This window comes from Amycolatopsis sp. N2S4-7, from assembly GCF_058119595.1.
In genome coordinates, this window is the sequence record NZ_CP172299.1 from 6076525 (window position 1) to 6096115 (window position 19591).

General features: G+C 71.5%; 21 protein-coding genes. 11 read left to right on the forward strand and 10 right to left on the reverse strand.

The window, feature by feature from the left end; genetic code table 11:
* Positions 1-23 precede the first annotated feature (23 nt).
* Complete coding sequence (locus ACH54P_RS28595) at positions 24-983, reverse strand: S41 family peptidase (protein WP_489906431.1); 960 nt, start codon at positions 981-983, stop codon at positions 24-26.
* A gap of 187 nt (positions 984-1170) precedes the next feature.
* On the opposite strand from ACH54P_RS28595, the gene ACH54P_RS28600 reads away from it, so the two are divergent.
* Both ACH54P_RS28600 and ACH54P_RS28605 read left to right on the forward strand, forming a co-directional pair.
* Entirely contained in the window at positions 1171-1758 is a 588-nt protein-coding gene (locus ACH54P_RS28600; RefSeq protein WP_489916676.1) for a TMEM165/GDT1 family protein, read from the forward strand.
* A 56-nt stretch (positions 1759-1814) separates the two neighbouring features.
* Positions 1815-2477 carry a DUF998 domain-containing protein gene (locus ACH54P_RS28605; protein WP_489906432.1) on the forward strand — a complete coding sequence of 221 codons (663 nt, stop codon included), beginning with the start codon at positions 1815-1817 and terminating at the stop codon, positions 2475-2477.
* Here the strand turns inward: ACH54P_RS28605 and ACH54P_RS28610 are convergent.
* On the reverse strand, positions 2474-3115 hold the full coding sequence (locus tag ACH54P_RS28610) for an IclR family transcriptional regulator (protein WP_489906433.1): 642 nt from the start codon (positions 3113-3115) through the stop codon (positions 2474-2476). The genes ACH54P_RS28605 and ACH54P_RS28610 overlap by 4 nt on opposite strands.
* Entirely contained in the window at positions 3112-3966 is an 855-nt protein-coding gene (locus tag ACH54P_RS28615; RefSeq protein ID WP_489916678.1) for a hypothetical protein, read from the reverse strand. The genes ACH54P_RS28610 and ACH54P_RS28615 overlap by 4 nt, the downstream gene beginning before the upstream one ends.
* Positions 3967-4051: 85 nt before the next feature.
* Here ACH54P_RS28615 and ACH54P_RS28620 point away from each other — a divergent pair, with 85 nt between their 5' ends.
* The 3 genes from ACH54P_RS28620 to ACH54P_RS28630 all read left to right on the forward strand — a co-directional run bounded on the left by ACH54P_RS28620 (position 4052) and on the right by ACH54P_RS28630 (position 7863).
* Complete coding sequence (locus tag ACH54P_RS28620; protein WP_489906434.1) at positions 4052-5224, forward strand: homogentisate 1,2-dioxygenase; 1173 nt, start codon at positions 4052-4054, stop codon at positions 5222-5224.
* A gap of 80 nt (positions 5225-5304) precedes the next feature.
* Positions 5305-7113 carry a substrate-binding and VWA domain-containing protein gene (locus tag ACH54P_RS28625; RefSeq protein ID WP_489906435.1) on the forward strand — a complete coding sequence of 603 codons (1809 nt, stop codon included), beginning with the start codon at positions 5305-5307 and terminating at the stop codon, positions 7111-7113.
* Positions 7114-7125: 12 nt separating this feature from the next.
* Entirely contained in the window at positions 7126-7863 is a 738-nt protein-coding gene (locus ACH54P_RS28630; protein WP_489906436.1) for a hypothetical protein, read from the forward strand.
* On the opposite strand, the gene ACH54P_RS28635 is transcribed toward ACH54P_RS28630, so the two are convergent.
* A complete protein-coding gene (locus tag ACH54P_RS28635) occupies positions 7860-8768 on the reverse strand; it encodes a LysR family transcriptional regulator (protein WP_489906437.1) in 909 nt (302 codons plus the stop codon). The two genes, ACH54P_RS28630 and ACH54P_RS28635, sit on opposite strands and share 4 nt — an antisense overlap.
* A gap of 92 nt (positions 8769-8860) precedes the next feature.
* Between ACH54P_RS28635 and ACH54P_RS28640 the strand changes: the two genes are divergently transcribed.
* On the forward strand, positions 8861-10099 hold the full coding sequence (locus tag ACH54P_RS28640; protein WP_489906438.1) for an MFS transporter: 1239 nt from the start codon (positions 8861-8863) through the stop codon (positions 10097-10099).
* On the opposite strand, the gene ACH54P_RS28645 is transcribed toward ACH54P_RS28640, so the two are convergent.
* Complete coding sequence (locus ACH54P_RS28645) at positions 10066-11091, reverse strand: hypothetical protein (RefSeq protein WP_489906439.1); 1026 nt, start codon at positions 11089-11091, stop codon at positions 10066-10068. The two genes, ACH54P_RS28640 and ACH54P_RS28645, sit on opposite strands and share 34 nt — an antisense overlap.
* 157 nt (positions 11092-11248) lie before the next feature.
* Between ACH54P_RS28645 and ACH54P_RS28650 the strand changes: the two genes are divergently transcribed.
* A complete protein-coding gene (locus ACH54P_RS28650; RefSeq protein WP_489906440.1) occupies positions 11249-12109 on the forward strand; it encodes a DUF2470 domain-containing protein in 861 nt (286 codons plus the stop codon).
* Here ACH54P_RS28650 and ACH54P_RS28655 read toward each other — a convergent pair.
* Positions 12101-12562, reverse strand: a complete 462-nt coding sequence (locus ACH54P_RS28655; RefSeq protein ID WP_489906441.1) for a PPOX class F420-dependent oxidoreductase — start codon at positions 12560-12562, stop codon at positions 12101-12103. The genes ACH54P_RS28650 and ACH54P_RS28655 overlap by 9 nt on opposite strands.
* Before the next feature lie 22 nt (positions 12563-12584).
* On the opposite strand from ACH54P_RS28655, the gene ACH54P_RS28660 reads away from it, so the two are divergent.
* The 3 genes from ACH54P_RS28660 (at position 12585) to ACH54P_RS28670 (ending at position 15324) form a co-directional block, all read left to right on the forward strand.
* Entirely contained in the window at positions 12585-13397 is an 813-nt protein-coding gene (locus ACH54P_RS28660; RefSeq protein WP_489906442.1) for a CPBP family intramembrane glutamic endopeptidase, read from the forward strand.
* A 40-nt stretch (positions 13398-13437) separates the two neighbouring features.
* Positions 13438-14622, forward strand: a complete 1185-nt coding sequence (locus ACH54P_RS28665; RefSeq protein ID WP_489916680.1) for an arginine deiminase — start codon at positions 13438-13440, stop codon at positions 14620-14622.
* Positions 14623-14769: 147 nt separating this feature from the next.
* Positions 14770-15324: a ferritin gene (locus ACH54P_RS28670; protein ID WP_489906443.1), complete on the forward strand. Its 555-nt coding sequence runs from the start codon at positions 14770-14772 to the stop codon at positions 15322-15324.
* A 77-nt stretch (positions 15325-15401) separates the two neighbouring features.
* Here ACH54P_RS28670 and ACH54P_RS28675 read toward each other — a convergent pair whose 3' ends face one another.
* From ACH54P_RS28675 to ACH54P_RS28690, 4 genes are all read right to left on the reverse strand, one after another.
* Positions 15402-16226, reverse strand: coding sequence for a hypothetical protein (locus ACH54P_RS28675; protein WP_489906444.1), 825 nt, complete (start codon positions 16224-16226; stop codon positions 15402-15404).
* Positions 16223-16735, reverse strand: coding sequence for a SigE family RNA polymerase sigma factor (locus ACH54P_RS28680; RefSeq protein WP_489906445.1), 513 nt, complete (start codon positions 16733-16735; stop codon positions 16223-16225). The genes ACH54P_RS28675 and ACH54P_RS28680 overlap by 4 nt, the downstream gene beginning before the upstream one ends.
* A 210-nt stretch (positions 16736-16945) precedes the next feature.
* The gene (locus ACH54P_RS28685; RefSeq protein WP_489906446.1) at positions 16946-17299 is read right to left on the reverse strand and encodes a DUF952 domain-containing protein; all 354 of its coding nucleotides are present in this window, start codon (positions 17297-17299) and stop codon (positions 16946-16948) included.
* Between the two features lie 129 nt (positions 17300-17428).
* Positions 17429-18310, reverse strand: a complete 882-nt coding sequence (locus ACH54P_RS28690; RefSeq protein WP_489906447.1) for a DUF5926 family protein — start codon at positions 18308-18310, stop codon at positions 17429-17431.
* 53 nt (positions 18311-18363) lie between these two features.
* Between ACH54P_RS28690 and ACH54P_RS28695 the strand changes: the two genes are divergently transcribed.
* Positions 18364-19530, forward strand: coding sequence for a cytochrome P450 (locus ACH54P_RS28695; protein ID WP_489906448.1), 1167 nt, complete (start codon positions 18364-18366; stop codon positions 19528-19530).
* Positions 19531-19591 lie beyond the last annotated feature (61 nt).

The window sequence follows — 19591 nt, forward strand, 5'->3', positions numbered from 1 at the left end:
CCCAGGACCAACGTCCTGGGTGACTACAGCTGGTCGAGCGCCTGCCGCGCCTCGTCGGCCACCGGCCGCCGAGGGCCGGCACCTCCCAGCTCGAGGACGTGCGAAAGCGCCAGCTCGTACGCCGTGTCGAACGCCTTGTCCGCCGCCACCGGGAGGTCCGGGTGGACGCCGGTGCCTTCCCAGTTCTCGCCCGTCTCCGGGTGGAACGAGCGCGCGATCGACACGGTCACGTCGAGGTAGGTGTCCACTTTGTACTGCTCGCGCGGGTGGGCGCCGCCGCGGGTGGCCTCGCCCACGGTCTTCGCCCGGCCCTGCTGCTGGAGCGAGAACGCGAGGTCCTCGCCGCCGGAGAACGTCTTCGGGCCGGTCAGCACCCAGACCGGCTTGGTGCCGCCGAACCGCAGGCCCGGCACGTACGGCAGCGTCCACATCTGCGACGTCTTGTGGCCCTCGCGCTCGTAGATGCTGAGGTAGTGGACCTGCTCGTCGACGAGGTAGGTCTGCAGCAGCGCGCTGGTACCGGGGCTGCCGCCGCGGTTGCGGCGCACGTCCAGCAGCAGCGCGTCGGTCGGCGCGAGCAGCGTCATCGCCGCCGCGATCGCGGGACCGGCCAGCTCGGGCGGGTAGAGCATCGTCGTGTCGAGGTAGCCGACGTTGCCCGCCAGCCGCCGGACCTCCGCGATGCCGAAGCCCTCCAGCTCGGCCTCGAGCCGGAACCCCTCGGAGTTCATGGCCGCGTCGCCGTCGTCGGCGACCGGGTCGGCGTGGTGGCGGAGCCGCAGGTGCTGGTCGCCGTTCACCGACTGCAGATCGGCTGTGACCGCCGTCGCGAATTCGGCGTCGCCGAGGTCCGCGTACGCGCCGTCGCCGAGCCGCTGGCGAAGCACCTCGACCAGCTTCGCCGCGACGTCCGGGAAGACGTAGTGGGCTTCCAGCCTGCGGATGACCTCTTCGACCTGCGCAGCACGCGCTTCAGACCCCATGCCCGTCAACCTACCGCAGGCCACAAAGCGGTTTTCGGCATGCCGAAAAAATTTGTGTGACGCGGCGGTGTGCCAATTTCATGGCCACCGATCCGGCAATTTCGCGGAAGCCATCAGCTTGCGACGCGCGCATTTTCCGCTTTATCGTTGCAGTGAAAGGGGCGAAGAAATACTCATGACTGCCGCGATGGTGGCGCTGATCAGCGCGTTCGGCCTGGTCCTCGCCGTGGAGCTGCCGGACAAGACGCTCGTCGCGACCCTGGTGCTGACCACCCGTTTCCGCGGCTGGCCGGTTTTCGCCGGGGTCTGCGCGGCGTTCGCCGTGCAATGCGTCATCGCGGCCGCGTTCGGCAGCGTGTTGACGCTGTTACCGGACGTGGTGCTTTCCCTGGCCGTCGCCGCGATGTTCGGCCTCGGCGCTTTCATGCTCCTTCGCGAGGGATTCAGCGAAGCGGACGAAGCCGGGGATGACGCCTCGCGCGTCGGCCCGCTGCCGTTGTCCTTCGCGCGCTCCGCGATGACGTCGTTCGGCGTCCTCTTCGCCGCCGAGTGGGGCGACGCCTCCCAGCTCGCGACGGCGAGCCTCACCGCGCGGATCGGCAACCCGGTCGCCGTCGGGGTCGGCGCGTTCGCCGCGCTCGTGGTGGTCGCCGGGCTGGCGGTCTTCATCGGCGCGAAGATCCGCAGCCGGATCCGGCCGAAGCTGATCCAGCGCTGCGCCGGGTTCGTCTTCGCCGGGTTCGCCGGGTTCGCCCTGCTCCAGCTGGCCTTCTGACCGATCTTTCACAGGTTCGCCCGGTAACCTTTCGGAAACGAAAGGGAGAGCGCCAGGTGAACAAGCCCTCGACCGCGGTCTCGCCGCTGCACGGCAAGCTCGCGCTCGGCGGCATCGGCCTCGCCGTCGCCATCTCGATCGACCTGCACCTGCGGCTCTCCGGCCAGGTCAGCCCGATCTGGCAGACGCTCTCGGAGTACGTCTACGGCAAGCTCGGCACGTCCTCGGCCGCTCCCCTGTTCAGCGTCATGTGCCTGGCCCTGTCGCTCGGCTCGGTCGCGCTGCTCGCCGGGATCGCGAAGGCCCACCGGCCGGGCACCACCGCCGTCTGCGTCCTGCTCGGCGTCTGGTCGGCCGGGCTGCTGGTGTGCGGTCTCGTGCCCGTCGACCCGGACGGGCAGGCGCGTTCGCTGTCCGGACAGGTCCACAACCTCGCCGCGCTGACGGCGTTCGTCGCGCTGCCCGCGGCCGCGTTCGTGCTGACGAAGAAGGGCCGCGACCGCTGCCCGTGGGAACCGCGCCGGACGACGATCCGGCGCCTGGCCGCGGCGAGCTTCGCCAGCGTCGGCGTCGTGCTCGGCGGGTTCGTCCTCACGCTCGTCCTCGGCCCGGCGCAGCAGGACGTCACGCTGGGCCTGTTCGAGCGGCTGCTGTTCTCGGTCGACGTCGCCCTGCTGCTGACCATGGTCCGGCCGCTGCTGGCGGTCTCCCGCCGTTAGGCGTCCGTGCGCAGGATGTCGGCCAGCCGCGCGGCGGCCGCCACGACCTGCGGCCCGACGTCGGCGGCCTTGAGGGGCTCCAGGGAGATGACGCCGACGCTCGCCCGCAGCCCCGGCACCCCGCGGACCGGCGCCGCGACGCCGGACGCCCCGGCCTCGAGCTCGCCGGTCGACGTCACCCAGCCGTCGCCGCCGGGGCGCAGCGTCATCGCCTTGCCGGCCGCGCCGGCGGTCAGCGCGTGCCGGCTCCCGACGCGGTAGGCGACGTGGAAACTCGTCCACGACGGCTCGACGACGGCCACCGCAAGCGCTTGCGACCCCTGCGCGACCGACAGGTGGGCCGTCGCGCCGACCTTCTCGGCCAGCTCGCGCAGCACCGGCCCGGCCGCGTCCCGCAGCTGCGGGAGCACCTGCCCGGCCAGCCGGAGCAGGCCGACGCCGAGCCGGACCTTGGTGCCGTCCCGCCAGACCAGCCCGCGCTCCGACAGCGGCACCAGCAGCCGGTAGACGGCCGCGCGGCTGGCCCCGATGGCCACGGCCAGCTCGGAGATCGTCGCCGCGTCGCCGCCCGCGTCGGCCACTGCCTGCAGCAGCGCCAAGCCCCGGTCGAGCGTCAGCGACCCCTCCCGGCTGGTCACAGCAAGCCGAGTTCGCCCATGTCCGCGACCGGCTCGTCGAACGACGCCGCCGCGTAGGACGCGAAGAGCGCCCTCACCGCCTTCGCCGCCGGCTCGGACAGCGCACGGGCCTCGTCGGCCAGCGCTTGGCCGTCGGTCGACTCCAGGGCCGCCCGGACGTCGCCGCCGGAAAGGCTGCGCGCGGAGGCCACGAGCAGGTTCAGGAAGCCGTGGTGCACGAAGCCGGTGCCGGGGTCGGTGTGCCGGACCGCGCGGTGCAGGCTGTTCGTCGCCTTGAACGACGCCCCGCTGGACCCGCTGACCACCGCGAGGAAATCCGCGACCTCGTCGACGCTGGGGAAGTTCTCGCCGGCCTGGCCACCGCAGCGGATCTTCGGCCAGCTGCCGTGCTCGATCACCTTCCGCACGCCGTCCAGCCAGCCGACGCCGCGCCGCGGCTCGACCACGCGGATGACGTCCTCCGGGACGAACTCCGAGACGCGCTCCAGCCAGACCTCGTCGACGTCCGACGGCGCGGGCATCTCGACCATCCGCAGCGCGAGCAGCTCACTGCGCGACTCGACGATGGAGATCGCCTTCGGGACGCCGCCGAGACCGGTGTCGATGATCAGCGAAAGCGGCAGCGGCTGCTTCGGCTTGATCTTGATCAGCTCGGTGATCAGCTCCGGCAGCCGGGACGCCTGGCAGAGGAAAACCCCCAGTACACCGGCGTGTTCGGACTCCCGGCTCGCGAAGTGCGCACGAAGCGCTTCGGGCATGCCCGCATCGCCCGGAGGGAACAGCGCCGAGTCGTCGACGAGCCTCGCGAACAGAGGAGGAATTCCACGGGGGCCGGGGGGAGTGAGTTCCACAGCGCTTGACACGACTGACACGCTAGTAGCGTACGACATCAGGACAAAATCGTTCGCACAACGGACACGTTCGAAGGGGACGTCGATGCCTTACTACCGGCGAGTAGGCGAGATCCCGCACAAGCGGCACACCGCGTTCCGCAAGCCGGACGGCGGGCTCTACGCCGAGGAGCTGATGGGCGTCGAGGGCTTCTCCGCCGACTCCGCGCTGCTGTACCACCGCGGGATGCCGACGGCGATCGTCGACGCCGTGGCCGTCGAGGAGGACCGCGGGTCGCTCACCCCGAACCACCCGCTCAAGCCGCGGCACTTCAAGACGCAGGACCTCAAGTTCGGCGGCGAGACCGACGCCGTGACCGACCGGCGCCGGCTGTTCGGCAACGCCGACGTCACCATCGGCTTCGTCACCGCGACCGCGCCCAGCCCGCTGTACCGCAACGCGGCGGGCGACGAGCTGTTCTACGTCCACGGCGGCTCCGCGACCGTCGAGACGATCTACGGCAGCCTCGAGGTCGGCGACGGCGACTACCTCGTGATCCCGACGTCGTGCACCTACCGCGTCCTCCCCCACGGCGAGGTCAACCTCTTCACGCTGGAGGCGCGCGGCCACATCGGGCCGCCGAAGCGCTACCTGTCGGCGAAGGGGCAGTTCCTCGAGCACTCGCCGTACTGCGAGCGCGACATCCGCGGGCCGTCGGAGCCGCTGCTCGCCGACGGCGAGGACGTCGAGGTGCTCGTGCGGCACCGCGCCGGGCTGACGCGCTACACGTACGCGACGCACCCCTTCGACGTCGTCGGCTGGGACGGCTGCCTGTACCCGTGGGTGTTCAACATCGACGACTTCGAGCCCATCACCGGCCGCGTCCACCAGCCGCCGCCCGTGCACCAGACGTTCGAGGGCCCGAACTTCGTCGTCTGCTCCTTCTGCCCGCGGAAGGTCGACTACCACGAGAATTCGATCCCGGTGCCGTACAACCACGCGAACGTCGATTCCGACGAGCTGCTGTTCTACGTGCGCGGCGACTACGAGGCCCGGAAGGGCTCCGGAATCGGGATCGGCTCCCTTTCGCTGCACCCGTCCGGCTTCACGCACGGCCCGCAGCCGGGCGCGGCGGAGGCGTCGATCGGCGCGGAGTTCTTCGACGAGACCGCCGTCATGGTCGACACCTTCGCGCCGCTGGACCTGGGCGAAGCCGCCGACGCCTCCGAAGACCCCGGTTACGCCTGGACGTGGTCGCGCCGCGGCCCTAAGCAATAGTCAAGTTTGCGCAACGCGGCCCCCTCCCTGAACCGCGGCCCGGATAATGGCATTCCGGGTGGCGGAACGGGGAGGGTTCGATGATCAATTCCCAACCAGCGCGGCGCAAGAGAAAAATTCTCCCCTTCGTGGCCGCGATCGTGGTCGCCGCCGGGCTGATCATCGGGATCCGCTACTGGACCAGTGACTCGAGCGACGACGCGGACCAGCCCAAGTGCACGGGCTCGGACGCGGTGGCGCTGAACATCGCGTCATCGCCGGAGAAGGCGGGCATCGTCCAAGAGGCCGCGAAGGCCTACTCGGGACGGTCGGTCGCCGGGCACTGCGTCGACGTCGTCGTGCGCTCGAAGTCGTCCGGCGTCGCCATGCAGGCACTGGCGAACGGCTGGAACGAAGCCACCGACGGGCCGCGCCCGGACGTCTGGACGCCGGCCGCGAGCGGCTGGGTCAACCTGCTGCGCGTCAACGCGAAGGGCGACACCGGCTCGATCGTGCCCGACGGCGATCCGCAGGCGGTCGCCAACTCGCCGCTGGTCGTCGCGATGCCCAAGCCGATGGCCGAGGCGCTCGGCTGGCCGGGCAAGGCGATCGGCTGGAAGGACCTCGCCGCGCTGGCCACCGACCCCGCGGGCTGGGCGAAGTACGGCCACCCGGAGTGGGGGAAGTTCCGGCTGGGCAAGACGAACCCGAACATCTCGACGTCCGGGCTCAACGCCACCATCGGCGCCTACTACGCCGCCACCGGCACGTCGTCCGACCTCACCGCGGCCGCACTAGAGAAGCCCGAGGCGAAGCAGTTCGTCACGAACATCGAGCAGGCGATCGTGCACTACGGCGACACGACGCTCACCTTCCTGACCAACCTGCAGAAGGCCGACGACAAGGGCGCCGCGCTCTCGTACATCTCGGCGGTCACCGTCGAGGAGAACTCGCTGATCGGCTACAACCAGGGCAACCCGACGAACGACCCGGCCAAGGTCGGCCAGCACGCGCCGCCGAAGGTGCCGCTGGTGGCGATCTACCCGGGTGACGGGACGCTGAACTCCGACCACCCGTTCGTCACGCTGAACTGGGCCGACCAGACGCGCAAGCAGGTCGCCGCGGACTTCCTGGGCTACCTGCGCGGCGAGGAGACGCAGGCGAAGTTCGCCGCGCTGGGCTTCCGGTCCTTCGACGGCAAGCCGGGGCCGCAGGTGACGACCGCGAACGGCGTCCAGCCCGACGCGAAGATCACCTTCCTGCAGCCGCCGTCGCCCACGGTGCTGTCGAAGCTGCTGGGCTCCTGGACCGACCTGCGCAAGAAGGCGAACTTGCTGCTCGTCGTCGACGTTTCCGGCTCGATGGGCGACGAGGTGAAGGGCACCGGCAAGAGCAAGATCGACCTGGCCAAGCAGGCCGCGATCGACTCGCTCGGCCAGTTCGTGCCGCGGGACCAGGTCGGGCTCTGGCAGTTCTCGACCCACCTCGACGGCGACAAGGACTACCAGGAGCTGCTGCCGGTGCAGCCGCTCGGTCCCAACGGCAAGGAGACCCTCGCGATGCGGCTGAGCGGGCTGACGCCGCAGGCGGGCACCGGGCTGTACGACTCGTCGCTGGCCGCGTACGAGTACCTGAACGCCCACCTCGACCCGGCGGCGATCAACGCGGTCGTGGTGCTCACCGACGGCCGCAACGAGGACTCCGGCGGCGTCGACCTCGAGCACCTGGTGCCGCAGCTGCGGCCGGAGGGCAACGCGGAGACGGTCCGGCTGTTCACGATCGCCTACGGCTCGGACGCCGACCAGAACGTGCTGAAGCAGATCGCCGAGGCGACCGAGGGATCGGAGTACGACTCGTCCAAACCGGACTCGATCAACCAGGTCTTCACGTCCGTGATCTCGAATTTCTGAGATCCTCCGGTCATGAAGTTCGCCCGTGAGCTCGCCGAACCGTGGGGGCTGCTGCTCGCCGCCACGTCGGCCGGAATGGCGTGGGCCGTGCAGCTGCCGGTTGTCGCCGCGGTCGGGGTCGGGGTGGCGGTGCTCGCCGCACGGGCGGGCGTGGCCGTCGCAACCCGCGAGAAGGAGCCGGAACGGCGTGAAGCGCGAGTGCTCGACGTCGCGCCCGGATCGGCCGAGGACACCTGGCTGCGCCGGGCGGAGAGCGCGGCCGAGGGCTTCGGCTCGCTCAGCGGCTCCCTCGACGCCGGGCCGCTCGCCGACCGCGTCGCGGACATGGAACCGGTGGTCCAGGAGACCCTGTCGACCCTCCGCCGGCTGGCCGGCCGCGCGTCGGCGACCGGCAAGGCACTGGCCCGGGTCGACCTCGACGCCGTCACGCGGGAACGGAAGCGGCTGCGGCAGTCGCTGGCGTCGGCGCGCGAGGAGGTCCGAGGCGACCTCGAGCAGGCGCTGACGGCGGTGCAGGCCCAGGTGGACGTGCACGCCCGCCTCTCCGGCGCGCGGGACAAGCTGCTGGCACAGCTGCAGTCCGGCGCGCTCGGGCTGGACAGCCTGGTGGCCCGCGTCGCGGAGCTGACGGCGGCGACCACGGACGTCGCGATCGACACCGGCGCGGTGCGCGAGCTCAGCGACCAGCTGGAGGGCATCCGGCAGGGCGTCCTCGAGACGGAACAGGCGACGCGGAAGTCGCTGGGCTAACCCGCCCAGCTCGGCCGCCAGGCCCCGGCGACGCGCCGGCCGCGCCGGAGGTGGTCGCGCAGCGCCGCCAGCGCCGGGTGCGCGTTGTCGCGGCGCCAGAGCAGCGAATGCGGGTACACCGGCGTCGGCTGTTCGATCGGGATCCGGCGCAGGTCGTGACCCGACGGCCACAGCAAGCGCACGCCGGTCCCGACCAGGGTCGCCACCTCGGCCGACTCCGCGAGCACGTCCAGCACCACCTCGGTGCCGAAGTTCGGGCCGGCGGCGTCGATCGAGAGCCCGAACGCCGCCGCGAACTCGGCGTAGTACGCACCCCATTCCGTGCCCTCCACGATGCCGGGCATCCAGATCCGGTGCCCGGCCAGCTCCGCCGGCGTGACCGGGGACCGCGTCGCCAGGGCGTGGGCCGGTCCGGTGAGCAGCTGGAGCGGCTCGTCGAGGACCCAGCTCGCCTCGATGCCGCCGGGCAGGGCCGCCACCGCGCGGAACGAGGCGTCGAGCGAACCCTCCAGGACCGCCGCGATCGCCGTCTCGGCGTCGAAGAGCGTCACCACCTCCAGGGCGACCTCCGGGTGGGCTTCGTGGAAGCCCCGCAGCAGGGCGGCCGGGCCGAGGCGCCGGCCGATCACGTCCACGCGCAACGGTCGCCGTCCGGACCGCACCGACGCCACCGCGCGGGCCTCCGCCGACAGCAGCTCGCGGGCGTGCGGCAGGAACGCCTCGCCGTCGCCGGTGAGCACGGCACCGCGAGCGGTGCGCGTGAACAACCGGACGCCCAGCGCCTTCTCCAGGGCGGCGATGCGCTTGGAGACGGCTTGCTGCGTGATCGCCAGGTCGGTGGCGGCGTCCTGGAACCGGCCCGCCTCCACCGCGGCAACGAAGGTGCGCACGGCGTCGAGGTCCACGGCGACCGACTCTAGATTCACAACGCGGCGTTGTGGCTCGCCGCCACGTCGGTTGTTTGCCCCGCGCCGCCGTTCCTCGCTTTGATCTCCCGGTGATGCGCAGGCGGTCGCTGGGGCGGCGGTTCGGGTGGCTTTGGTCGGCTTACGCCGTGAGCGCGTTCGGCACGTGGCTCGGCTTCGGCGCCTTCCCGATGTTGGCGATCCTCGTCCTGCACTCCGGACCGGCGGCGGTCTCGGCGCTCGCCGCGGTCGGGCCGGCGGTGGGCGCGCTGGTGGCCGTGCCGCTGGGCCCGTGGGTCGACCACCGGCGCAAGCGGCCGGTGATGGTGGCGATGGACGTCGTGCGGTTCGCCGCGCTCATCAGCGTGCCGGGCGCGTACGCCCTGGACCTGCTCAGCTTCGGGCAGCTGCTCGTCGTCTCGGTGACGGTCGCCGCGGCGGACATCACCTTCACGGCGGCGAGCGGCGCCTACCTGAAGGGGCTCGTGGCACCGGAAGACCTGCTCGTCGCGAACGGCCGGTTCGAGTCGACGAACTGGACGGCCACCGCGCTCGGCCCGCCGCTCGGCGGGGCCGCGTTCGCGATCTTCGGCCCGGTGACGTCGGTGGCCGCCAACGCCGTCAGCTTCCTGCTCTCGGCACTGGGGATCCGGGCCATCGGCGGGGACGAACCCCGCCCGCGGCACTCGACCCGGCTCCGCGCGCGGGACCTGGCCGACGGCTGGCGCACGATCCTGACCCACCCCGGGCTGCGGCCGCTCTACTTCAACGTCCTGCTGTTCAACGGCCTGATCATGGGGACCGAGCCGCTGCTCGCCGTGCTGATGCTGAACCAGCTGGGGTTCACGCCGTGGCAGTACGGGCTCGCGTTCGCGGTGCCGTGCCTCGGCGGGCTCGCCGGCTCGCGGCTGACCCCGCGGCTCGTCGCGCGGTTCGGGCGGCACCCCGTGCTGCTGACGGCCGGCGCCCTGCGGGCGTGCTGGCTGCTCGCGCTGGCCTTCCTCCCGGCCGGCGCGGGCAGGCTGGCCTTCGTCATGGTCGTCGAACTCGGCCTGATCGTCTGCTGCAGCGTGTTCAACCCGGTGCTGTCCACCTACCGGCTCGAGCAGCTCCCGGCGGACCGCATCGCGCGGACGCTCTCGGCGTGGTCGGTCAGCACCAAGGCGAGCATCGCGGCGCTGACCGCGGTGTGGGGTGTGCTCGCCGGCCTCACCGGCCCCCGCGTCGCGATCGGCATCGCCGGCGTCCTGGTGCTGGCGACGCCGTTCCTGCTGCCGCGGCGCGACCGGACGCCCGCTCAGCCGAGCCAGACGGTCCCGAGCACCGGGTAACCCGGCAGTCCCGTCGTCGCCGGGCCCGGGCGGGGCACGCCCGCGATCCACAGCCGGCCCGTCGCCGCGATGTTCGCGGCCATCGACGGGTCCACCTTGGGCAGGCGGAAGCCGATCACCGTTCCGTCGGCCAGCATCGTCAGGCCGCTCACCCGGGCGGAGCGGCGGCCCATGCGGACCGGGCCGTCCAGGACCGCGCGCAGCTCCGTCCAGTGGTCGGCCAGGAGCGGGCGGCCGTAGGTGAACGAGCGCACGGCCGCCGCGAGCGCGGCCAGCAACGCGCCGGCCGCGAACGTCCAGGCGATCCACCTCGTCGGCGGGTAGTCGTGCCGCACCCAGAGCGCAAAAGCGGCCAGGACCAGCAGGAACGCCGCCGTCGCGCGCAGCTCGCGGGCGATCTGGCGGCGGTGCGCGGTCAGCACGGGGTCGAGCCTCGGCGACCCCGAGCCGGCCGGCGCGGGCATCGTCACGGCGCCCGCCGGTGGCACACCGTGGATCCGGGCCCGGCGGACCCGCAGCACCCCGGAGAAGCCGACGAACACCTTCGCCCCGCGGCCCAGCAGCCAGACCCGGCGGTGCCCGGCCAGCAGCAACCGGTAGGCCTCGCCGAGCCGGACGTGCAGCCACCGGCCGTCCGGCAGGCGCACGCCGACCGTCCGCCCGGCCGCGACCAACCCGTCGGCGGTGATGTCCACCTGCCGGAACGCTTCCCGCTTCAGCCGCGTTTCGGGCACCCGGACGTGCGCGCGGTAGAGCCACCACGCCTCGACCGAGCCGGCCAGCGCGATCGTGCCCACCGGGAACGCCACCCCCACGCCGGTGAAGAACTGCGCGACGCCGAAGGCCACGAACAGCCAGGACAGCAGCCGCTGGTTCGCGGTGTTCCGGCCGATCCGGTCGAGGTACTCGCCGAAGATCGGCAGCGCGCCGGACGGCATGGCGGAGTCGAGTTCGAACGCTCGCACGCGTTCGGGAACCGGGACGATCTGCACGCTGGGCCCCCACCGTGTCGGCACTGGTCACCCGCCTTTTCGGCGAATTGCACACCGGCGTTACGGGGTGGTCCCGGTGAGCGTGACGGCCGTCGCGACCGGGTGACTACCCAGACCGTGCGATTCAGGTTAGGCTCACCTAAGTAGGAGGTGAGCCGTGACCGAGGCACCGACATCCATCCGCCGCCCGCCGGCGCCGAACCCCGCCGAGCGCGCCAAGACGATCGCGACCCGCAACGGTCCGGCGGCCCTGCGCACCCTGGGGTCGAACCCCGGACCCCAGCCGGGGGCGAGCCCCCTGGACCCCCCAGAGCAAGGGGTGCCGACGTGCGATCGCGCGGGTCTCGACGGCGAGCGCGTCGTCCCGGTCCTGCACCACGTGCACCACAGCGGCAGCGTCAGCGTGCTGCTGCCCGACGACCACCCGATGGTCGGCGCGGCCAAGCAGACCCAGCGCGGCGAGCTGGCCGTGCTGGTGGAGCTCGCCGACCAGGCGCCGGTCGACCTGCGGGAACCGATCCGCGGGCTGCTGTGGATCACCGGCTGGCTGCGGCCGCTCTCGCCGGTGTCGGCCCGCGCGCGGGCGGTGGCGATCGCCGAGTCCCGGCCCGACGAGCGGCTCCTCGACGTCGGCCACGGCGTCACGCTGCTGCGGCTCACCCCCGCGTCGCTCGTGCTCGCCGACGCCGAAGGCACGCACTCGCTGCGCCCGCACATGTTCAGCGCCGCGCCGCCGGACCCGTTCCACGACTACGAAGCCCAGTGGCTGCGGCACCTGGAGAGCGACCACTCCGACGTCGTCGACCAGCTGGCCAAGCACCTGCCGGCGGAGCTGCGCGGCGGCCGGATCCGCCCGCTCGGGCTCGACCGGTTCGGGCTGCGGCTGCGCGTCGAGTCCGACGCGGGCGACCACGACGTCCGGCTGGCGTTCTCGAAGTCCGTCGACAGCCCGCCGCAGCTCGCGATGGAGCTGCGGCGGCTGGTCGGCTGCCCGTTCCTGCGCGGTGCGTCAGGCTAGCTCGGCGGGGAACCCGCCCTTCGCGATCGGGCCCCAGCTCTCGATCGTGACGCGGATGATGCTCTTGCCCTGCTTGACCATGGCTTCGCGGTATTCGTCCCAGTCCGGGTGTTCGCCGGAAATGGCGCGGAAGTACTCCACGAGCGGCTCGACCGAATCCGGGATGTCCAGCACCTCGGCGGTGCCGTTCAGCTGGACCCACTGGTCGTTCCACTCGTCGGACAGAACGCAGGCCGAGACCTGCGGGTTGCGCTTGACGTTCACGACCTTGGCGCGCTTCGGGTAGGTCGAAATGACCAGCCTGCCCTCGGCGTCGACGCCGCAGGTGACCGGCGACAGCTGCGGGCCGCCGTCGGCCTTCGTGGTCAGCAGGATCGCGCGGTGGCGGGTGGACAGGAACTCGACCAGCGCGGCGCGGTCGACGGTTTCGTTGGTGGCGATGCTCCTCGGCATACCCCGAAGGTAGCGTGCGCTCATGACGTTCACCGCGCGATCGTGGCTGGCCCCGGCCCGTCCCGAGTTCCCCGGAACGGTCGAGGACCCGGCCGAGCGCCGCGCGATCAAGCTCGAGCTGCTGATCGTCTTCGGCATCACGCTCGGCCTGTCCGGGGTGCGCAGCCTGCTGTCCCTTGTGGACTCGCTGCTGCAGCCGGTGCCACTGGCCCAGCAGCAGACGCAGCTGAACGTGCCGCAGGCCGCGGCGAGCCTGATCGACCTGCTCAAGCAGCTGCTCTCGGCGGCGCAGCTGGTCGGCTGGGGCGCGCTCGGGCTGTACCTGCTGTGGCGCGCGGGCATCAAGATCACCCGGCTGGGGCTGGACCGCCGGTCGCCGGGCCGGGACGCGCTGCTGACCGTCGCGCTCGCCGCGTTGATCGGCATCCCGGGCCTGGCGCTGTACTTCGTCTCCTACCACCTGGGGTTCAGCCTCGCCGTGCAACCGTCCACTTTGGGCGACACGTGGTGGCGGCCGATCTCGCTGACGCTCTCGGCGTTCGGCAACGCCTTCGCCGAGGAGGTCCTGGTCATCGGCTACCTGCTGACGCGGCTGCGGCAGCTCGGCGTCCGGGAGAACACCGCCGTGTTCGGCGCGGCCGTGCTGCGCGGGTCCTACCACCTGTACCAGGGCTTCGGCGGGTTCGTCGGCAACTTCGTCATGGGGCTCGTGTTCGGACGGCTGTGGCAGAAGACCAACCGGCTGTGGCCGCTGGTCGCGGCGCACACGCTGTTCGACTTCGTCTCCTTCGTCGGATACGCCCTGTTGAAGGGGCACGTTTCCTGGCTTCCCTGACTAGGCTCGGGGGGTGATCGACGAAACGACACCTCCCCGGGTGGACAGCGAAGTCGGACCCCTGCGCGCGGTGCTGCTGCACCGGCCCGGCAACGAGCTCAAAAGGCTGACGCCCCGCAACAACGACCAGCTCCTGTTCGACTCGATCCCGTGGGTCGACCGGGCCCAGGACGAGCACGACGCGTTCGCCGAGGTGCTGCGCAGCCGCGGGGTCGAGGTCCTGCTGCTGGCCGACGCGCTCCGGACGGCGCTGGACGACGACCGGGCCCACGCGGCCGGCGTGCACGCGGCGGTCGACGACCGGCGGCTCGGCGGCGACCTGGCCGACTCGCTGCGGTCGCACCTGTCCGGCGTCGACGCGGCCGGCCTCGCCGAGGTGCTGATGGCCGGGATGACCTTCGAGGAGCTGCCGTCGGCGGAGGGCGCGTCGCTGGTGCGGATGATGAACCACCCGCACGACTTCGCCGTCGACCCGCTGCCGAACCTGCTGTTCACCCGCGACTCGTCGGTGTGGATCGCCGACCGGGTGGCGATTTCGTCGCTGACCATGCCCGCCCGCCGCCGCGAAACCGCGGTGCTGGACCTGATCTACGCCTACCACCCGCAGTTCCGCCACGCCGCCCGCGCGTACGGCGCCCATTCCGCGCCGATCGAAGGCGGCGACGTGATGCTGCTGGCGCCGGGCGTGCTCGCCATCGGCGTCGGCGAGCGCACGACCGCGGCCGGCGCGGAGTCGCTCGCTCGGTCGGTGTTCGCCGACGGCATCGCGCACACCGTGCTGGCGGTCCCGATCGAGCAATCCCGCGCGACCATGCACCTCGACACGGTGTGCACGATGGTCGACGCCGACGCGGTGGTGATGTACCCGCTCGCCCGCGACTCGCTCACGGCGTTCACGCTGCGCCCGACCGGCGACGGCGGCGTCAAGGTGGCCGGCCCGGCACCGTTCCTGGTGGCCGCGGCGGAAGCGATGGAAATCGACCGGCTGCGTGTCATCGATACCGGCCTGGACCCGGTGACGGCCGAACGCGAGCAGTGGGACGACGGCAACAACACGCTCGCCCTGGCACCGGGCGTGGTCGTCGGGTACGAGCGGAACGCCGAGACGAACGAGCGCCTGGAAGCGGCGGGCATCGAGGTACTGCCGATCGCGGGCTCCGAACTCGGCTCCGGCCGGGGCGGGCCGCGCTGCATGTCGTGCCCCGTCCGCCGCGACCCCCTGTAAAAGCAAGCCTTTCCTAAATTGCGCACAACAATTTAGGGAAGGCTTACTTTAATTAGGTGAGTCTTCTTTAGGAATGCTAACCCTAATAGGGGGCAGATCACCAGTCACAACTGGAAGAAAATCGAATTCTGTCGTATCGTGTGCGTCATGGCCCTCACCAAGAAGAAAGAACCGCGCTCGAAGTTCTACGAACTGCTGCAGGCGCAGATCCACAACGAGTTCAACGCGTCCCAGCAGTACATCGCGCTCGCGGTGTGGTTCGACGCCGAGGACCTGCCGCAGCTGGCGAAGCACTTCTACAAGCAGTCCGTCGAGGAGCGCAACCACGCGATGGCGCTCGTGCAGTACATGCTCGACCGCGACCACCACGTCGAGATCCCCGGCACCGGGGAGGTGCGCAACGACTTCTCCGGCGTCACCGAGCTCATCGAGCTCGCGCTGAACCAGGAGAAGGAGGTCGCCACCGACATCTCCGCGATGGTCAAGGCCGCTCGCGCCGAAGAGGACTACATCAGCGAGCAGTTCACGCAGTGGTTCCTCAAGGAGCAGGTCGAAGAGATCTCGCAGATGAGCACGCTGCTGAACGTCGTCAAGCGCGCGAACGGCAACCTGTTCGAGGTCGAGGCGCACCTGTACCGCGAGTCCATCGGCGACGGTGGCTCCGACTCGCAGATGCCGCCGGTGGCCGGCGGAGCGCTCTGACGCGGCCTCCCCCGTAAACGCCGAAACCCGGGCTCTCCCCCTGTGGACAGCCCGGGTTTCCGCATGTGGCCGGCAGTTCAGCCGGCGCAGTCCTGGTTGACGCTCATGAGACTCGTCTGGACGACTCCGGTCTCGTCGAACGTGAAGTGGTACTCGGCGGCGGCGCCGGCCGGGGCGGCGATGCCGCCGGACTCGGTCCTGGCCGCGGGGTAGGTGGCGAGCACCTGTTCCCTGGTGGATCCGGCGCCGATGCCCTCGGCGGTGTGCGCGGCGGTGTCGGGGGTGACGACGACCAGCCCGGCCGCCTTCGAAATGACGATGCGCGCCGACGCCGGGACCCCGCTGCCCTGCACCTGGTAGACGGTGCAGCTCGCGCCGGCCTGCGGCTTGCTGAGCGTGACGGCCTGGGCGGTCACCTCGGCCTCGGACATGCCGAGGGTGAGCTTGCCGAAGCCGTCGGCCGCGAGCAGCGGCCCGCCCGGCGCCCGCGAAGGCGTCGACGCCCGGGGGGTGGATGACGGCCGCGGGGGTTTCGCCGAGGGCGAATCCGGCGGCGAGGAGATCTGGATGCTCTGGGTGCTGGTCGGACCCGGTACCGACGGCTGCGACGACCGGCCCGCTGTGAGGTTTTCGGGGGGCTTGACGCTGATCACGCCGTCGCCGGGCGTCATCATCGCGGTGCCGTCCTCGGTGTGGAGCCGAAAGATCGTCAGCCCACCCGAGACGGCCACCACGGCCGCGGCGACGCCCGCCGCGGCCAGTGCGGCCCGGTGCCGGCGGCGACGACGTCGCGCACCGGCGACGATGACCGTGCCGGCGTCGGGCGGCGGCGGCAGGTCCAGCCGCTCGTCGGCGAACAGGGCGCGCAGGCGCTGCTCCAGTTCGTCCTCGGAGATGTTCAACCCGCACCACTCCCTTCGCCTTCGCTGTCGGCCGCTCGCAGTTTCATCCGCAGCGACGCGATCGCCTTGCTGGCTTGGCTCTTGACGGTGCCCTGGGTGACGCCCAGTGCACCGGCGATCTCGGCTTCCGAGAGACCTTCGTAGTAACGCAGCACCATGACGGCACGTTGTCTCGGCGGCAGCGTTCGTAACGCACGCCACAGCGGCTCGTGCTCGAACGGGTCGGCCGGCACGTGCGGGCTGGTGTCCGGCAGGTCGGCGACCAGGTTCTCGCGGCGCGTGCGGCGCCAGCGGCTGACGTGCGCGTTCGCCATCGAGCGGCGGACGTAGGCCAGCGGGTCGCCGGTCTTCTCGTGCACGTAGGCCCAGCGCGAACCGATCTTCTCCAGGACGGTCTGCACCAGGTCCGCGGCGTCGTGCGGGTTGCCGGTGAGCGCGTGGCCGTACCGCAGCAATCCGGGCAGGGTGGCCTGCACGAAGTCGCCGAAGTCGACCAACTCACCCGGCAACGTCGCAGCCCTCCCTCGGCCTGCACTGGTCACCCAGGTATCTCCCCCGGTGAAGACGGGTGCCGCAGCGGTCACCGTATCGCCTCCCATCGGGGTCGGGTAGCCGGAAGCCGAGTCACCTTCCTCCCCAACACGCATCACAGCCCCCTCAGGTTGCCCGCGTACCCGGCCGAATTCGCGATCGTTCGGCCGGGTGTCGATCTGCCCACGTCAGCGGTGGGCGAGCGAGTCGGGCAGCCGGAAACCGCCGCCTTCGGACTCGCGGAACTCGTGCACGCCGACCACCGCCGCGTGCGGGATCGGGCCGTAGACGTGCGGGAACCAGATTCCCGCCGGATGCGGCGGCACGCCGTCTTCCCAGCGAACCGGGGACCCGACCTTCACCGGGTCGATTTCGAGGAGCACCAGATCGGTGCGGCCCCGGTAGCGCACGTTGGCCGGCAGGTGCGCCGTGCCGAAGTCGGAACAGTGGATGAACCCGACCTCCCCCAGTGAAGACGGCCGGTACTCGCCGCCTTCGCCCACTTCGGCCCACTCGGCCGCCCCGCAGATGTGGAGTATCACACCGAGAATCGTCCCACCGCCACGATCCGGCGGCGGTGTCTCGTACACCACATAGTGCCTGGTTGAACGCTCATCGAGCGGTGACGGACCACCGGTCCAGACCGGTAGTCCGTCGCTTGCTGACGGCGGTCAGCGCAGGGTCAGCTGACGCCCGATCAGGCCGTCGCGAGCCCGCCGCTCGGCGGCGTTCAGCGGTTCGGCGTCGAGCGACTTGAACGCCGTGTCGAGCCGGGCGCCGAGGGCGTCCTTCGCCTCGGCCCACTCGCGGGCGTGGGCTTCGGAGTCCAGGTCCCAGACCGGGACCAGCAGGCCGTGCGCGCGGAACGAGCCCGCGTAGCGCGAGCCCTCGCCGAGGCCCAGCTCGCCGGCCGCAGACAGCCGGGCCAGGGCCTGGAGCAGCAGGTTCTCCGGCTCCGGACGGACCCAGCGCAGGTGCGCCTTCTCGCCGGCCAGGACCCAGTAGGCGCCCGAGCCGAGCCGTTCGGTCGGCATGATCGCGGCGTTGGCGCGCTCGAGGGAGACCGCGACGTCACCGGTGGCGTCCGCGTCCTCGGGCAGCCACCAGGCGAAGTCGGTGTGCAGCGTGACGTCGAGTTCCGCGCCCGGGGCCAGCAGGTCCTGGAGGCGGGAGTGCTCGTCGGCGGTGGGGGGCGTGGTGGTGTCCGGCACGCCGAGGACGTCACCCTCCTTGGCGTCCAGCAGCCACTTCAGCGAGCGGCCGAGGTCGCGGCTGATGTCGGAGGAGCGGGTCTGCACCTGCAGGCCGAGGTAACGCTCGCCGTCCGAGCGGACGAACGCGGCCGCGGCCATCGGCAGCACGGTCCCGAGGGTGACGTCACCACCGTCGGCGAGGGTCAGCTTGGCCGTCGCGGACGGCACGAACTCGCGCAGCGCGATCAGCTCGGGCTCCGCCGCCAGCCCTTCGAACGGCTGGCCGACGAAGACGTCGCGCACCTTCGGCTTGCGGTCCGACGCCTGCTTGGGACCCTTCTTGCGCGCGCCCTTGCCCACGGCTGCCTCCTCTGGCTCGGCTTGAGACGCTATCGAAGGGTTACCCTCGCGACGTGTTCGACCCCCGCGATCCCGCGTTCCTGGAAGACCCGTACCCGGCGTTCGCCGCCCTCCGCTCGCGAGGCGACGTCCATTTCCACGACGGGCTCGGCCTGGCGGTGGCGGTGTCGCACGCCGCGTCGTCGGCGGTGCTGCGGCATCGCGGCCTGGGCCGGATCTGGCAGGACGCCCAGCCACTCGAACGGTTCGCCTCGTTCAACCTCCTGCACCGCAACTCCCTGCTGGAGAACGAGCCCCCGGCCCACACCCGCCTCCGCCGGCTCATCGCGGGCGCGTTCGGCCGCGGACACGTCCAGCGGCTCCAGCCGATGGTCGCGAAGCTCGCCACCCGGATGGTCGACGACCTGGCCGCCGCGATCGCCGCCGACGGCAGCGCCGACCTGCTCGAGCACCTGGCCCAGCCGCTGCCGGTGGCCGTGATCGCCGAGCTCCTGGGCGTGCCCGGCACGGACGGGCCACGCATGGTCGAGCTGTCCAACGCGATCGTGAAGATGTACGAGTACGGCCTCCCCGAGGAGGGCCGCGACGCCGCCGAGCAGGCGGCTGCCGAGTTCGTCACGTACGTCCGCTCGGTCGCCTCGGCCCGGGCTTCGTCCCCGGGCGACGACATCATCAGCGACCTCCTCCGCAGCGAGCTGACGCCGGACGAGCTGGTCGCGACCGCGGTGTTGCTCCTGATGGCGGGCCACGAGGCAACGGTGAACGTACTCGGCAACGGCATCACGGCGCTGCTCACGCACCGGGACCAGTGGGAGCGCTTGCTGGCGTCACCATCCCTTCTCGACTCGTGCGTCGAAGAGCTGATCCGCTTCGACGCGCCGTTGCAGCTGTTCGAGCGCACCGCGACCGAGGACGTGTCGATCTGCGGATATGTCGTCTCGCGTGGCCAGAAGATCGGCGCCTTGCTGGGAGCGGCGGCCCGCGACCCGAAGGTGTTCGACGACCCGGACCGGCTCGACATCGGCCGGACGCCGAACGCGCACCTGGGTTTCGGCCTGGGGATTCATTACTGCGTGGGCGCTCCTCTCGCTCGGGTGGAGATCGCCGCGGCGTTGAGCGCCTTGGCATCGAGGCTGCCGGGGCTGCGGTTGGTGGAGGCACCGCCGCGACGGCCGGAGTTCGTGATCCGCGGACTGCGGGAGCTTCGGGTCACCGCGTGATCCGGGGCGGGTCTCGCGTGACTGGACCCGGAACTCGCGTGATGGGGGAGGCATCTCGCGT

Coding starts and splice junctions, on each gene's coding strand:
- ACH54P_RS28595 (WP_489906431.1), bottom strand. CDS start 983: ATGGGGTCTGAAGCGCGTGCTGCGCAGGTCGAAGAGGTCATCCGCAGG.
- ACH54P_RS28600 (WP_489916676.1), top strand. CDS start 1,171: ATGGTGGCGCTGATCAGCGCGTTCGGCCTGGTCCTCGCCGTGGAGCTG.
- ACH54P_RS28620 (WP_489906434.1), top strand. CDS start 4,052: ATGCCTTACTACCGGCGAGTAGGCGAGATCCCGCACAAGCGGCACACC.
- ACH54P_RS28625 (WP_489906435.1), top strand. CDS start 5,305: ATGATCAATTCCCAACCAGCGCGGCGCAAGAGAAAAATTCTCCCCTTC.
- ACH54P_RS28630 (WP_489906436.1), top strand. CDS start 7,126: ATGAAGTTCGCCCGTGAGCTCGCCGAACCGTGGGGGCTGCTGCTCGCC.
- ACH54P_RS28655 (WP_489906441.1), bottom strand. CDS start 12,562: ATGCCGAGGAGCATCGCCACCAACGAAACCGTCGACCGCGCCGCGCTG.
- ACH54P_RS28660 (WP_489906442.1), top strand. CDS start 12,585: ATGACGTTCACCGCGCGATCGTGGCTGGCCCCGGCCCGTCCCGAGTTC.
- ACH54P_RS28670 (WP_489906443.1), top strand. CDS start 14,770: ATGGCCCTCACCAAGAAGAAAGAACCGCGCTCGAAGTTCTACGAACTG.